Origin of the sequence: Hymenobacter edaphi, from assembly GCF_003258365.1 — a bacterium.
Lineage (GTDB): Bacteria > Bacteroidota > Bacteroidia > Cytophagales > Hymenobacteraceae > Solirubrum > Solirubrum edaphi.
Map to the genome: position 1 here is coordinate 584696 of NZ_QHKM01000002.1, position 14836 is coordinate 599531.

Below are 14836 nucleotides of genomic sequence, written 5' to 3' on the forward strand. Positions count from 1 at the left end.
GTTTTTCCCCACTTTTTTACCACCTAACTCTTTTTTCATGCACACACCTTTACGTGCAGCGCAGTCCACTGGGCTGCGCCGGTTCGCGGGGGCTGGCGCCGGAAATTGGTTTCCCAGGTTGTTGGCGGCGCTGCTGCTGACGTTGCTGGGCAGCTCTTCGGCGTGGGCCCAGCTCACGGGAACCAAAGCCATTCCCGGTGACTACGCCTCGCTGAGCGCGGCCATCACCGACCTGAACACGGCGGGCGTTGGCGCCGGCGGCGTGACGTTCAACGTGGCCGCGGGCTACACCGAAACGGCCGCCAACCTGACCATCACGGCCACCGGCACGGCGGCCAACCCCATCGTCTTCCAGAAATCGGGCTCGGGGGCCAACCCGCTGATTTCGGCCGGCGTGGGCGCCAGCACCAGCCTCGACGGCGTGATTCGCCTCTCGGGCGCGGACTACGTGACCTTCGACGGCATCGACGTGGCGGAAAACGCGGCCAACACCACCGCTACCACCCAGATGGAGTTCGGCTACGTGCTGATGCGCGCCTCGGCCACCGACGGCTGCCAGAACAACATCATCCGCAACAGCGTGGTGACGCTGCTCAAAACCAACACGGCCACCATCGGCATTGCGGGCGTGGCCTTCACCTCGGCCAGCAGCACGACCCTGGCCGCGACGAGCACGGCCGGCGCCAACTCCAACAACCTGGTGTACGGCAACGTGGTGACCAACGCCACGAAGGGCATCGACTTCAGCGCTTCGTCGTCGGCCACGACGGCCAACTACGACCAGAACAACCAGGTGGGTCTCACGCCGACCGGCGCCGCCGCGGGCAACACCGTGGGCAACTTCGGCAGCACGGCCTCGGGCTGGGGCATCGGCGCCAGCTACCAGAACGGCTTCAAGGTGTCGAACAACACCGTCAACAGCACGCTGAACTACACCTCGGCCACGGCTTCGACGCCGGTGGCGGCCTCGACGGTAACCACCACGCTGCGCGGCATCTACGGCAACACGGGCACCTCGGCCAACCTCGACATCGTGAACAACACGATTACGGTGGCCAGCGGCGCCACGACCTCGCTGCTGGCCGGCATCGACAACGGCATCGGCTCGACGGCGGCGTCGAACACGGTGAACATCACGGGCAACACCATCAGCGGCTGCAGCTACGCCACGGCCACCAGCGGCAGCTTCGCCGCCATCCAGAACACGGCCTCGGCCGCGACGGTGACCATTTCGGGCAACATCGTGACGGGCAACGTGATTCCGGGTACCGGCGACTTCAACGCCATTACGGGCGGCTCGCCCACGGCGCTGAACCTGACCAACAACCGCATCACCGACAACAGCAAGACCGGCAGCGCGACGGTGTACTGCCTGCGCGGCAGCTCCACCAACGTGACGGCCACCGGCAACACGGTGAGCAACTTCACCGTGACCACGTCGGGCTCGGCGGCGGGCACGCTCTACGGCTACTACAACGCCGGCTCGCCCACGGGCGAAACGCTGACGGGCAACACCTTCACGGGCCTGACGATTGGCGGCACGACCACCAGCACCAGCAGCGCCGTGTACGGCTTCTACAACAACGGCACCAGCAGCACCCCCAAGGCCTGGAATCAGAACGTCGTCGGCGGGCTCTCGTCTTCGGTGAGCGGCTCGGTGTACGGCATCTACCCCGGCCTGGGCGCCACCATCGGCGTGGCCGGCAACAAGGTGTACGACCTCGCGGCCACGGGCACGGGCGCGGCGGTATACGGGCTGTACATCAGCTCCGGCACCACCGTGACGGCCACCAACAACCTGATCGGGGACCTGCGCGCCCCGTCCGCGACGGGCGTTAACGCCATCAGCGGGGTGTACGTGGGCGGCGGCACGACGGTAAACCTGTACTACAACACGGTGTACCTGAACGCGACGAGCTCCTCGACGACCACCTTCGGCAGCTCGGGCGTGTACGTGGCTTCGGCCACCCCGGCCCTGACGCAGCGCAACAACATCGTGGTGAACAACTCGACGCCGGGCGCGACGGGGGGAGCTGCGGCCGCGTTCCGCTACACGGCCGCGCCGGCCACGACCAGCTTCCTGGCGGCTTCGAACAACAACCTGTACTACGCCGGCACGCCGGCCGCCAACCGCGTGATTTACGTGGAGGGCACCGCCACGCTGGCCAACGCCCAGCAGACGCTGGCCGCCTACAAGGGCTACATCGGCAGCCGCGACCAGCTGGCCGTGACGGAAAACCCGCCCTTCCTGAGCACGACCGGCACCGACGCCACCTTCCTGCACATCAACCCGGCCACGGCCACGCAGGTGGAAGCCGGCGGGGCCGCTATCAGCGGCGTGACCACCGACTTCGACGGGGACACGCGCAACACCACCACGCCCGATCTGGGCGCCGACGAAGGCACGTTTACCCCGCTTGATTTGAGCGGCCCGACCATCAGCTTCACGGCCCTGGGCAACACGCCCAGCACCACCAACCGCACGCTGGTGGTGACCATTTCGGACCCGAGCGGCGTGGCCACCGGCACCAACGCCCCGCGCCTGTACTTCCGCAAGGGCACCAGCGGCGCCTTCGTGTTCGTGAATGCCACCTCGGTGAGCGGCAACAGCTACACCTTCACCTTCGACTACTCGCTGGTGGGCGGCGTGACGGGCTTCGACCCCGTGCAGTACTACGTAGCGGCGCAGGACGTGCTGGGCAACGTATCGACCAACCCCGCGGGGGGTGGCGGCGCGACCCCGCCCGGCACCACCACGCCGAGCACGATTTACCAGTTCTTCGTTCAGGGGGCGCTGGCGGGCACCTACTACGTGGGCACGGGCACCTCGCCCGCCCCGGCCCGCACCTACCCCACGCTGACCGCGGCCATTTCGGCCTACAACAACAACACCCTGGGCGGCGCGGTAACCTTCCTGCTGCTCGACGCGACGTACTCGACGGCGGAGAGCTTCCCGCTGGTCATTGCGCCGAACGCCGACGCCAGCGCCGTGAACACGCTCACCATCAAGCCCAACACGGGCGTGACGAGCAGCATCACCGGCAGCAACGCCACGGCCATCCTGGCCCTGAACGGGGCTGATTACGTGACCATCGACGGCACGAACGGCGGTACCATCTCGGGCACCGACGCGCGCCCGAACCGCGCCCTGACCATTACCAACACCAACGCCGGCACCGGCAGCACCGGCATTCTGGTGACGGTGCCGACCTCGGGCACGGAGACGAGCAACAACAACTCGTTTCAAAACCTGACGCTGGTAGGCAGCGGCTCGGCGGCTACGCTGGCCGGTATTGCCATTACCACGGCTGCGACCAACACCGCCGGCAACGCCGGCAACACGGTGCAGAACGTGGCCGTGCAGGCCGCCCAGTACGGCATCTACTCGTTCGGCACCAGCGCGACGGTGAAAAACACCGGCACCATCATCACGCAGAACGACCTGAACGCCACCGGCACCGCCAAACTGGGCCGCGTGGGCATCATCGTGGGCTTCGAGAACAACATCCAGATTACCCGTAACACGGTAAGCGGCATCGACTTCTCGGGCACCGGCGACGTGGCCGGCATCAGCGTGGGCATGGGCCTGGCCTACTCCACCTCCACCTTTACCGGCAGCGAGGTAACCAACGCCACCATCAGCCGCAACTACATCGGCTCGGTGCGCCAGACGGGTACGTACTCGGCCGCGGGCATTGGCCTGGCCAGCGCCACCTCGGGCACCTCGACCATCGACAACAACTTCGTGGCCGGCGTCTCGTCGAACGGGACCAGCGGCGACTACGGCGTGGGCATCTTCGTCGGCGGCGGCACCGGCTCGACCACCCGCGTGGTGTTCAACTCGGTGTCGATGACCGGCACGCAAACCGGCGGCAACTACCCGGGCTTCGCGCTGGCCATCGGCGGCACGACCCCCACGGTGGAAATCCGCAACAACATCCTGCTGAACACGCAGACCACCGGCTCGGGCAAGGGCGTGGCCATTGGCCTCGCTTACAGCAGCACGGCCGGCGCCTACGCGGGCCTGACCTCGTCGAACAACGACTTCTTCGTGGGCACGGGCACGGGCTTCGCCCTGGGCCAGACCGGCGGCCTCTCGACCAGCGGCACCTCGCGCAATGACCTGGCGGCCTGGAACACCGAAACCGGCCAGGACGCCCCGGCTACCTCCAAGCAGGTAGACCCGCAGTTCGCCTCGGCCACCGACCTGCACACGCAGAGCGCCTCGCTGAACAACGCCGGCGTGCCCGTCAGCGGCATCACGGTGGACTTCGACGGCGAGACGCGCAACGCCTCGACCCCGGACATCGGCGGCGACGAGTTTACGCCCGCCTCCCTCGACATCGCGGCTTCCGAGCTCATCAGCCCGGCCACGAGCGGCTGCTACGGCGCTACCGAAGCCGTAACCGTGCGCATCACCAGCCAGGGCGTGGGCACGCTGAACTTCGCCACCAACCCTGTGACGGTGACGGTGGTGGTGACGCCCCCGAGCGGCACGGCCCAGACCTTCACCACCACGGTGAACACCGGTACCCTGGCCAGCGCCGCCTCGCAGAACGTAACGCTGCCCGGCACCCTGAACATGACGGCCGCCGGCACCTACTCGTTTGCCGTTTCGGCCACGGTAACCGGCGACGGCAACACGGCCAACGACCAGGTGACGGCCACGCGCACCGTGACGGCTCCGGTTGCACAGGGCCAGGTGGTCACCTTCACCGGCTTCACCGGCTCGAACCTGAGCACGGTGTTCCCGGGCTGGAGCGAAGCCGTCGGCGCCACCGCGCCCACCGGCACGACCTCGGCCTGGACCAACGGGACCATCCCGGCGGGCAACACCACGGCCAAGATCAACCTGTATGATCTGGGCAAAAACGACTGGATTGTGTCGCCGAAGTTCCTGGCTACCAGCTCGACGGTGCTGACCTTCGACGCGGGCCTGTCGGACTACAACTCTTCCAGCGCGGACCCGGCCGGCATGACCGGCACCGACGACTTCGCGGAGGTGCGCATCTCCACCGACTGCGGCCTGACCTTCACCCGCATTCCGGGCTTTGCCCAGTTCAACGCCGCCAACCAGCCCTCCAACGGCTCGCTGACCAGCTACAGCATCAACCTGGGCGGCTACGCCGGCCAGCAGATCATCGTGGCCATCTTCGCGTCGGAAGGTACCGTGAACGACACGCCGGACTACGACTTCCACGTCGATAACCTGCGCGTGAACAGCCCGGTGACCATCGACCTGGCGGCCACCGCCCTGGCGGCGCCCACCGCTACGCAGGGCTGCTACTCGGCGGCGGAAGCCGTGACGGTGACCGTGCGCAACGAAGGCACCCAGACGCTGGACTTCGCCGTGAACCCGGCGACGGTGACGGCCGTGGTGACTACGCCCTCGGGCCCGCAGACGCTGACCGGCACCGTTTCGACGGGCACGCTGGCCGCCGGCGCCACCCAGAACGTGACGCTGACCGGCACGCTGAACATGAGCACGACCGGTGCCTACGCCTTTGCCCTGACGGCAACGGTGACCGGGGACCTGAACACGAGCAACGACGCCCTGACGCCCGCCGTGACCCGCACGGTGGCCGCCCCGGTGGCAGGCACCGCTACGGCCTCCAGCCGCAACGTGTGCGTGAGCGGCACGGTAACGCTGACGCTGACCGGCGCTGCCAACGGCAGCATCCAGTGGCAGCAATCCACCGACAACACCACCTTCACGGACATCAGCGGGGCCACGGCGGCTACTTACACCACGCCGGTGCTGACCTCGGTGACGTACTACCGCGCCCAGGTGCGCTGCTCGGCCCAGACGGCCGCGACCAGCAACGTGTTGACCATTTCGGTGAGCAACCCGACGGTGACGACCACCAACACCCCGGTGGCCGTGTGCTCGGGCAATACGGCCACGCTGACGGCTACGGCCGCCACGGGCACCAGCCTGCGCTTCTTCGAGGCCGCTACCGGCGGCACGGCCCTGGCTACCGGCACTTCGTTCACCACGCCGGCCCTCACGGCTTCGCGTCAGTACTTCGTGGAAGCCTTCAGCGGCGTGAGCGAAACGGTGGGCAAAGCCAGCACCAACGGCGGTGACGGCACCAACACCAGCGGCGGCCTGTACTTCACCACCACCGACGGGCTGACCATCCGCCAGGTGACGGTGTACCGCGCCGCCAGCGCGGCAGCGGGCACGGCTACCATCCAGCTGCTCAGCGGCAGCAGCACGGCGGCCGCCAACGTCATCAGCTCGGTGACGGTGAACGTACCGGCCAACACGTCAACCAGCGTTTCGCCGACCGACCTGACCGTGAACCTGGCCGTACCGAGCGCCGGCACCTACACGCTCTACCTGAGCGCGTCGTCGCCGGGCCTGGTGCGGGACTACACCGCGGCCACGCCGGCCACGGCCTTCCCGTACAACTCGGCCAGCGGCCTGGTGAGCATCACCGGCGCCACGCTCAGCGGTTACTACTACTTCTTCTACAACTGGCAGGTGTCGAACGAGTGCACCAGCGCCACGCGCACGGCCATTCAGGTGAACGTGACGACCCCGGCTGTGGCCGCGTTTAGCTACCCGGCTACGGGCAGCAACTGCGCCGGCGCCACCGGGACCGTAGCCGCGACGCTCGGCACGGGCGCCACGGCTGGCACGTTCACCTCGACCACGGGCCTGAGCCTGAACGCCACGACGGGCGCCATCAACCTGACGGCTTCGACGGCGGGCACCTACACCGTGACCAACACGGTGGCGGCGGCCGGCGGCTGCGGCCCGGTAACGAGCACGGCCACGGTGACCATCAGCCCGCGCCCGGCCCAGCCGACGGTGACGGTGCAGTACACCACGCCCGGCACGGCCATTCTGACGGCCAGCGCTGCCCCCGCGGGCGGCACTTACCAGTGGTTCCTGGGCGGCACGGGCATTACGGGCGCCACCAGCCAGACCTACACGGCCAACGGCACGGCTCAGCCCGGCGCCTACACCGTGGTGGTAACCTCGGCCCAGGGCTGCGCTTCGCCGGCTTCGGCCGCGCTGACGGTAACGGCGGCCAGCAAGCCGCTGGCCGGCTCGTCGCTGACGCTGTTCCCGAACCCGACGCCGAACGGCCAGCTCACGCTGCAGCTGAGCGGCTACACCAAGGCCGTGGAGCTGACGGTGCTCGACGCCACCGGCCGCGTGGTGTACACCCACAAGGTGGCCGCCGGCCAGACCCAGCAGACCATCGACCTGGGCCAGGTGGCCCGGGGCGTGTACCTGCTGCGCGCCGTGACCGAGGGCGGCACCGATACCCGTCGCATTGTGCGCGAGTAACGGGCGCTGACGCCTGAGGCTAAAAGCCCCGCCGGTTCTGCCGGCGGGGCTTTTTGTTGGGCCCCTGCCGGGCCCGGGGCGGGCGGGGCCCGCCCCCCCAACGCCGCGCGCGGCGGAATCTTTGCGGCGGAAAAGGGGCGGGGCTCGGCCCGGACCTCGTATTTTAGCCGGCCGACCAGCTCTGTCCCATGCCCGAACCCCTCGCCCCGTCCGACCTTACCCAGCATTACCAGCAGAAAATCCGGCAGGTCACGGCCGAGGTGGGCAAGGTGGTGGTCGGGCAGCAGTACATGCTCAACCGCCTGCTCATCGGGCTCTTCACGGGCGGCCACATTCTGCTCGAAGGCGTGCCGGGCCTGGCCAAGACGCTCACCATCAGCACGCTGGCCCGGGTGCTGCACCTGCACTTCCAGCGCGTGCAGTTCACCCCCGACCTGCTGCCCTCCGACCTGGTGGGCACCATGATTTACAACCAGGCGAATTCCGCGTTCGAAGTGAAGAAGGGCCCCATCTTCGCCAACCTGGTGCTGGCCGACGAGGTGAACCGCTCCCCGGCCAAGGTGCAGTCGGCGCTGCTGGAGGCCATGCAGGAAAAGCAGATTACCATCGGCGACACGACGTTTCCGCTGGATCTGCCCTTTCTGGTGCTGGCCACCCAGAACCCGGTGGAGCAGGAAGGCACCTACCCGCTGCCCGAAGCTCAGGTCGACCGGTTTATGATGAAGGTGTTCGTCGACTACCTCAAGAAGGCCGAGGAGCTGGAGGTGATGCGCCGCATGGCCAACCTCTCCTACGCCAGCGACGTGCAGGCCGTGCTCACCAAGGACGACATCTTCGGCATCCGCGGGCTGATCAACCAGGTGCAGATATCCGACACGCTGGAGAAATACATCATCGAGCTGGTCTTCGCCACGCGCAAGCCCGCCGAGTACGACCTGGCCGAGTTTGCCCAGTATGTGCAGTACGGCGTGAGCCCGCGCGCCAGCATTGCCCTGCACCGCGCCGCCCGGGCCGTGGCCTTCTTCGACGAGCGGGACTACGTGCTGCCCGAAGACATCAAGGACGTGGCCGCCGACGTGCTCAACCACCGCATCATGCTCACCTACGAGGCCGAAGCCGACGGCATCCGCACCCAGGATCTGATCGAGGCCATGCTGCGCAAGGTGCCGATCAGCTAAGGCGCTGACTTCTGAACGGCACGGCCTCGACTGCCCACAAAAAAGCCCGCGCCATACCGGTGGCGCGGGCTTTTGGCATTGGATAAGAACAGCGCGAAAAAAATAAACCGGGTAGGTAAAAGCGGCGGTTATCGACTACTGGCGCACCACGGACCGGGACGTGGACAGGCCCTGCGGGGTGCGCAGGCGCAGCAGGTACAGGCCGGCGGGCAGGTCACGCACGTCCAGCGTGTGGCGCAGCGCCCCGCCGGGCAGGGCCACCGGCTGCTGCCGCACCGGGCGACCCAGGGCGTCGAGCAGCTCCACGGTGACACGGCTCCCCGCGGGCAGGTCGGCGCTGATGGTCAGGGCATCGGCTACGGGGTTGGGGTAGGCGTCCCAGGCCAAGGCCAGCTGGCCCGGGCGGGCGGCCGTGGGCAGCAGCACGGTGGTGGTGGCGGTATTGGTGCGCACCGGGGCGTTGTAGTCGAAGAGGATGCGGGCCGAATTGGGAATGATGGCTCCTGCGGTCAGCGAGGCCTGGGGCCGCACCCGGAAGCGCACGAAGCCCTGCGAGGCAATGACGTTGGTCGCGCGCGGCGGCAGCTTGATGTTGGCGAAGCGCACCGTCAGCACGCCGCGGCCGCCCAGCGTCCACTGGCAGTTGTGCGACTGGGCCAGGAGCTGCACCGAGCCGGGCATGAGGTGCGAAGCCAGCAGGGTGTCTTCCAGCACGGCGGTGAAAGCCGTATCGGTGCCCATGTTCTGGAAGCGGATGGTGTAGTCGAGCGGCTGGCCGGCGGCAATCTGCTGGGCCGTCAGCTGGGTGAAGTTGACGGCAATGTCGTTCGGATCAAACGAGCTGGTAACCGTCTGCGGGGTCGTAGCCGCGTTGTCGGCCGGGGTCAGGTCGCCGGTGAGCGGGGCTTCGGCCGAGCTGCTGAGCACGGTACCGGCCGCTACGTTCACGGCCAGGCTGAACTGCACGTCGAAGGTTTGCCGGCCAAACGGGAGCAGGCTGGCGTAGGTCCAGCTGAGCGTGCGGCCCGCCACGGCGGCGGCCGGGCTGCTGCCCACGTAGCTGGCGCGGGCATCGAGCGTGACCGTGGCCGTACCCGCCGCCACGGTGGTGGTGCCCACGTTTTCCACCGTCAGGCGGTACTTGGTCAGGAAGCCGGGCCGGGCGTTGCCGTAGGGGGTCAGGCTCACGCGCACATCGGGGTGGTTGGCCAGCGGGCGCAGGCCGAAGTCCAGGTTGCTGACCACCTGCCCGCCCGTCGGGAACGTGCCGCTGTGGGTGGTGGCCCCGGGCTGGCTCACGGCGTAGTGCGGCGAGAAGCCGCTCAGCGCCAGCGAGTAGGCGCCGGGCTGCCCGAAGGCGTAGTACTGCCCGGTGGCGGCGTTGGTGTTGTAGTGCAGCTGCTGGCCGGTTTCGCTCACCACCACGCTCTGCGGAAACGGCCCTTCGCCCGCGTCGCGCACGCCGTTGCCGTTCTGGTCCAGGTACACGGTGCCGCTCACGCTGGCCTGCGTCGGGTCGATGCGGATGAGGTGCTGCCCGGCCAGCAGGGCCGTTTGCTGATCGAACGTAGCGTTGGCCTGGGCAATACCCAGCACGTACAGGGCACCGCTGCTGCTCAGCGACATGGGCTGAATGCCGTAGCCATTGGTCACGGCCGGGCGCATGTTGAGCCGCCGCGCCCAGCGTAGCGTGCCGGCCGCGTCAAAGCTGGCCGCGTATTGGGTGCCGGTGCCGGGCACGAGCGTGCTGCCAATCGTCAGCGAGGTGGCGGGGCTGGAGCCGTTGAGGTAGCAGTTGCCCGCCGCGTCGACGGCCAGGCCATACTGGGCGCCCGAGCACCCGCCCGCACCGCAGTTGCCACTCACGCTCCGCGCCCACTGGGGCTGGCCCGCCGCCGATATCTTGGCCACGAAGGCAGTGGTGGCCCCCGTCAGACTAATGCTGCCGAGCTGGACGGCATTGGCCTGGGAGAAAGCCGAAGCCATGATGTAGGCGTCGCCGGCGGTATTGACGCCGATGGCCATACCTATGTGCCCCGCCGTGGCGGTGGTTACAGCCCAGCGCACGGTGCCGGTGGGGCTCATGCGAAAGACCAGGACCGAGGGCGCGCTCGTGGAAAGCTGCCCCGAAATCGGGACGCTGGTCGTTCCGTTATCAATGGTCATATTGCCCGATAGCCGCCCCACGCCATACAGGTCGCCCTGGGGCCCAATGGTCGTGTTGTAAACGGTTACGTAGGTGAACGGGCCGGAGCTCAGGTTGGTGCCCCGAAACGTGGCCAGGGTGCTCATCGCCCCGGAGGGGGCCATCTTGACGATAAGCGAATCCTCGGCGAAATAGTACTTGTTGAACTGCGCGTCGACGGCCGGTGAGCCCATGAGCCCACTGGGGTAGGTCTGGGCGGGCAAGGGGCGGCTGGCTACCGACAGCACCCGGCCGGCGGGGCTGATTTCGAGCAGGTAGCGGCCAAAACCCGGCAGCACGTGCCCGTCCAGGGTGAGGCCCACGCCCGCAGTGGGCCCGTTGTTGCTCTGCTGCAGGGTCAGCACGGCCGTCAGGTTGCCGGCCGCGTTCAGGGCCAGCTCGCTGAAGTCTTCGTTGGCCGTGCCATTGGACGGCAGCACCCAGGCCACGTCACCGTTGACGTCGAAGCGCGTCAGCAAGGCGTCGTAGTCGCTCTGATTGGCCGGGCTGCCGTCGCAGTGGTGCCCCCAGAAGTGCACCGTATTTTCGTACTGGGTGGTGGTGTACACGTTGCCGTTGGCGTCGGACACAATGCCCTGGCCGTAATTGAAGTAGGAAGGAATCTGCCGGACCCAGTTGACCTGCTGGGCGCGGCCCGGCTGGCTGCCTCCCGCCAGCAGCAGGAGGGCCAATGCAAGGCGCAGTAGTAGTTTCATCACGAATGAGAAAAGAAAGGAATGCGTGGTGGCAGAAGCTGCCGCGTAAAGCCCCGGACGCCGGGCCGGCCGGTACCGGCGTCCGTTTCTGCTAGCCAGACCGGGCCCGTGGTTAAAAGGCTTCCCGGCCCGGCAAAAAAAGTGTTAGAACTGCCAGCGCGCCCCGATCTGCAGCCCCGTGGCCGTGCTGCGCTGAATCAGCCCGGTGCCCGGCTTGTACACCGACAGCGCCTGCCAGCGCAGCGAAGGCGCCAGGCTCATGCTCAGGCGCGGCGTCAGGGCGTAGTTCACCCCGATGCTGCCGCTCAGCGCCAGGTTTAGCGGCCGGAACGGCCCTTCGGCAATGCGCACGCGCTCGGTGCGGAAGGTGCGGCCGTCCTCCGTCACCAGCTGCGAGCCGCCCAGAAACAGCTGCAGCTGCGCCCCGGCGGCCACGTCGGCCCACCAGCGGGTGTTGTCGGCCAGGGTGAGGCGGTAGCGCAGCAGCACCGGCACGGTGAAGAAGTGGTAAGTGGGCGTGAGGGTCTTGTAAGTGGTGGTGGTGCGCCGGTCAAGCAGCGGCGTCACGGTTTTGTTGGTGGTGCGCACGGTGTCGTTTTGCACGATGGTGGTGTACACCGTGTCGGGGCGGGTGATGAACACCGTGTCGTAGCGAATCACCTGCCCGCTCGGGTTGAACACCGGATTCAGCTGCGGAATCTGCTCCAGGCGGATGGAATAGGTCTGGTGGGTGCTGGTGTACACGTTCAGCGTGTGGGTAAGGGTCGTGTCGTAGCGCACCGCTACGTCGGTGCGGCGCTCGGCCACGCGCAGCTCGGTGCCCGTGCGCTGGTAGCCCAGCCCGAAGCCCACGCTCAGGCGCTTATCGAGGCGGTACTCGGCCATGATGGCGGCGTTCAGGCCCCGCCGGCCGCGCTCCTGGTTGCGGCGCAGCAGCTGCAGGGTGTCGGTACTGGCGGTTTGCAGCTGCTGGTGGTTTTGCTCGGGCGTGGCCGTCAGCAGCAGGCTCCAGCGGCGCAGCGGGCGGCTGCGGGCGGTATCCACGGCCGGGGCGGGCGGCGCAGCGGCCAGCCCGGCCGGCGCATTGGCCAGCGGCACGGCGCCCAGGGCCAGCAGCAGGCTGTCGACGCGACGCTGCAGCCGCAGCAGCTCGCTTTTTTCGGCCCGCAAGGCGCGCACCAGCACCACCTGCCGCGCCTCGGCCGGCGCGGCCGAATCCCGCAGCTGCACCAGCGAAGCGCGCGTCAGCTGTACCAGCGGCCGCACCACGCCCGGTACCGAATCGGCGGCGCTGCGCACCAAGACGGCCGGCTCGTCCGTGCGGGTTGCCGGCTGGGGCGTCCGTACCGAATCCGGGCCGCCGAGGAGCGGGAGCGGGGTTATGCCCGCCGGGCGAATGGGCGCCCCGCCACCGGCCGGGGCCATTGCCAGGCGCCGGGTCGCAGGCGTTGCCGTTGGTTGGGGAGCCCGGGATTGAGCCAATGCTGCTGAAGAAGCCGACAACAGCGGCGCCCGCAGTCCGCGGCGCGGCCGCGCCGCGGCCGACGTAGCGGTCCGCGAGCCGGCATGCTGCGCGCTGGCTACCGGGCGCGCCAAGCGGGCCGGGGCAGCGGAGTGCTGCCCGCCGGGCCGCGGCAGCAGCCAGCCGCCCACCAGGCCCAGCAGCAGGGCCAGTGGTAGCAGCAAGGGCAGGGGCAAGGGGCGGCGGCGTTTGCGCGGCGGCTCCGCGGGCCCGTCGCCCAGGCGCTGCTCGATGCGGCCCCACACGCCCTGGGCGGGCGGCAGGTGAAAGTCGCTGAACACGTTGCGCAGCGACTCGTCCAGGTGGCTGTTTTCCTCTTCCTCGATCATGGCCGGATGTAGTTGATCTGCCGCTGGTGCAGCAGCAGCAGTTGTTTGCGCGCCTTGCTGAGCTGCGCTTTGGACGTGCTTTCCTGAATGCCGAGCATTTCCCCGATTTCGGCGTGCGTGTACCCGTCGACGGCGTAGAGCATGAGCACCAGCCGGCAGCCGTCGGGCAGCTGCTCCATCAGGGCCAGCACCTCGGCCACGCTCAGGCGGTCGAGCGAGCTGGCGTCGGGGGCGGCGGGCTCGGCCACGTCGTCGAGCAGCAGGTGCTGGCGGCGCAGCCGGCCGCTCTGCCAGTGGTTGATGGCCGTGGTCACGACGATGCGCCGGATCCAGCCCTCCAGCGACCCTTCGCCCCGAAACTCGGCCAGCCGCGTGAACACCTTCACGAAGCTGTCCTGCAGAATGTCCTCGGCCTCGGCTACCGAGCGGGCGTAGCGGCGCGCCACGCCCAGCATCTTGCTGGCGTAGCGGGCATACAGCGCCCGTTGGGCCGCCGGCTCGTGCCGCTGGCAGCGCAAAAGCAGGTCGTCGAGGGTGTCGGGGGAAACCGGCATGGGCAAGCGCGCCCCGGGCGGGGCGTCCGAGGCGCAGACAAGGCCCGACGGCAAAAGGCTGCCGGCGTCGGCCACAAATTTTAAAAATAGCGCGGCGGGCTGTCTTCGGGGCCCCGGGCCGAATACTTCTGCCGGGGCCGTGCCCGAAAATGCCCGGCCTCGTTAGCTTTGCAGTTCGTCACCAGCTGAATCCGAAGCGTGTCCCGCCTTTCCAAAACCCTGCGTGCGCTCGGCAGCCTCGTGCGCAACCCCTGGCTGCTCAACGTGGTGCTCACCGCCGACGAAGCCCAGTGGCAGCAGCGCGCCCTGCGCCACGCCGCCCGCTGGCAGCTCACGCCCGCGGGCGGCCTGCCCGTCACGCCGCTGCGCCCGCTGCTGCCGCCCGCCGGCGACGTGCTGCGCCCCTTTGCCTTCGGCGAAGGCGGCTCCTTGCCCACCGACCTGCTGCTGCTGCGCGCCCTGGTGCGCCGCGCCGGGGCCGCGGCCCGGTACTTCGAAATCGGCACCTGGCGGGGCGAAAGCGCGGCGGCCGTGGCCGAAGTAGCCGCGTCGGTGCACACGCTCAACCTTTCCGACGAGGAGCTGCGGCGCCTGCGCCTGCCCGAGGAGTACATTGCCCTGCACGGCCACTTCTCGCGCCCCTTGCCCAACGTGACGCACCTGCACGGCAACTCCGCCACCTTCGATTACCGCGGGCTCGGGCCCTTCGACGTGGTGTTTATCGACGGCGACCATAGCTACGAGGCCGTGCGCGAAGACACCGCCCGCGTGTTCCGCGAGCTGCTGCACCCGCACTCGGTGGTGGTGTGGCACGACGCGGCCCGGCAGCCCGGCGTGCCCCGCTGGGAGGTGCTCAGCGGCATTCTGGATGGCCTGCCCGCCGCGGTGCCCGGGCAGCTGTACGCCGTTGGCAATACGCTCTGCGCCCTCTACAGCCCCGCCCCGCTGCCGGCCGCGGCCCCCAGCCGCTTTGCCGCGCCCGGGGCCTTTGAAGTCAGCGTGCGCCCGCTCGGGGAAGGCTGACCACGCCCACCGCGGGCCGATGCCGC

Annotated in this window: 6 protein-coding genes; 3 read left to right on the forward strand and 3 right to left on the reverse strand. The window is 68.6% G+C overall.

From position 1 onward, the window contains the following. The first annotated feature begins 121 nt into the window (after positions 1 to 121). Entirely contained in the window at positions 122 to 7303 is a 7182-nt protein-coding gene (locus DLM85_RS10000) for an Ig-like domain-containing protein (protein WP_165822087.1), read from the forward strand. A 188-nt stretch (positions 7304 to 7491) separates the two neighbouring features. Further along, positions 7492 to 8481 (forward strand): AAA family ATPase, encoded by a 990-nt coding sequence (locus tag DLM85_RS10005; RefSeq protein ID WP_111477959.1) that lies wholly within the window; start codon positions 7492 to 7494, stop codon positions 8479 to 8481. Between the two features lie 135 nt (positions 8482 to 8616). Here DLM85_RS10005 and DLM85_RS10010 read toward each other — a convergent pair whose 3' ends face one another. The 3 genes from DLM85_RS10010 to DLM85_RS10020 form a co-directional block, all read right to left on the reverse strand. Beyond that, positions 8617 to 11382 (reverse strand): T9SS type A sorting domain-containing protein, encoded by a 2766-nt coding sequence (locus DLM85_RS10010; RefSeq protein WP_111477960.1) that lies wholly within the window; start codon positions 11380 to 11382, stop codon positions 8617 to 8619. Between the two features lie 144 nt (positions 11383 to 11526). Beyond that, positions 11527 to 13233: a hypothetical protein gene (locus DLM85_RS10015; RefSeq protein WP_111477961.1), complete on the reverse strand. Its 1707-nt coding sequence runs from the start codon at positions 13231 to 13233 to the stop codon at positions 11527 to 11529. Continuing rightward, on the reverse strand, positions 13230 to 13787 hold the full coding sequence (locus DLM85_RS10020; protein ID WP_133257000.1) for an RNA polymerase sigma factor: 558 nt from the start codon (positions 13785 to 13787) through the stop codon (positions 13230 to 13232). Before DLM85_RS10020 ends, DLM85_RS10015 begins: the two co-directional genes overlap by 4 nt. A 198-nt stretch (positions 13788 to 13985) precedes the next feature. Between DLM85_RS10020 and DLM85_RS10025 the strand changes: the two genes are divergently transcribed. Beyond that, the gene (locus tag DLM85_RS10025; protein WP_165822088.1) at positions 13986 to 14810 is read left to right on the forward strand and encodes a class I SAM-dependent methyltransferase; all 825 of its coding nucleotides are present in this window, start codon (positions 13986 to 13988) and stop codon (positions 14808 to 14810) included. Positions 14811 to 14836: the final 26 nt, after the last annotated feature.

What these genes read in the sequence shown, in the direction of transcription:
- DLM85_RS10005 (WP_111477959.1), top strand. Translation starts at nt 7,492, where the DNA reads ATGCCCGAACCCCTCGCCCCGTCCGACCTTACCCAGCATTACCAGCAG.
- DLM85_RS10010 (WP_111477960.1), bottom strand. Translation starts at nt 11,382, where the DNA reads ATGAAACTACTACTGCGCCTTGCATTGGCCCTCCTGCTGCTGGCGGGA.
- DLM85_RS10015 (WP_111477961.1), bottom strand. Translation starts at nt 13,233, where the DNA reads ATGATCGAGGAAGAGGAAAACAGCCACCTGGACGAGTCGCTGCGCAAC.
- DLM85_RS10020 (WP_133257000.1), bottom strand. Translation starts at nt 13,787, where the DNA reads ATGCCGGTTTCCCCCGACACCCTCGACGACCTGCTTTTGCGCTGCCAG.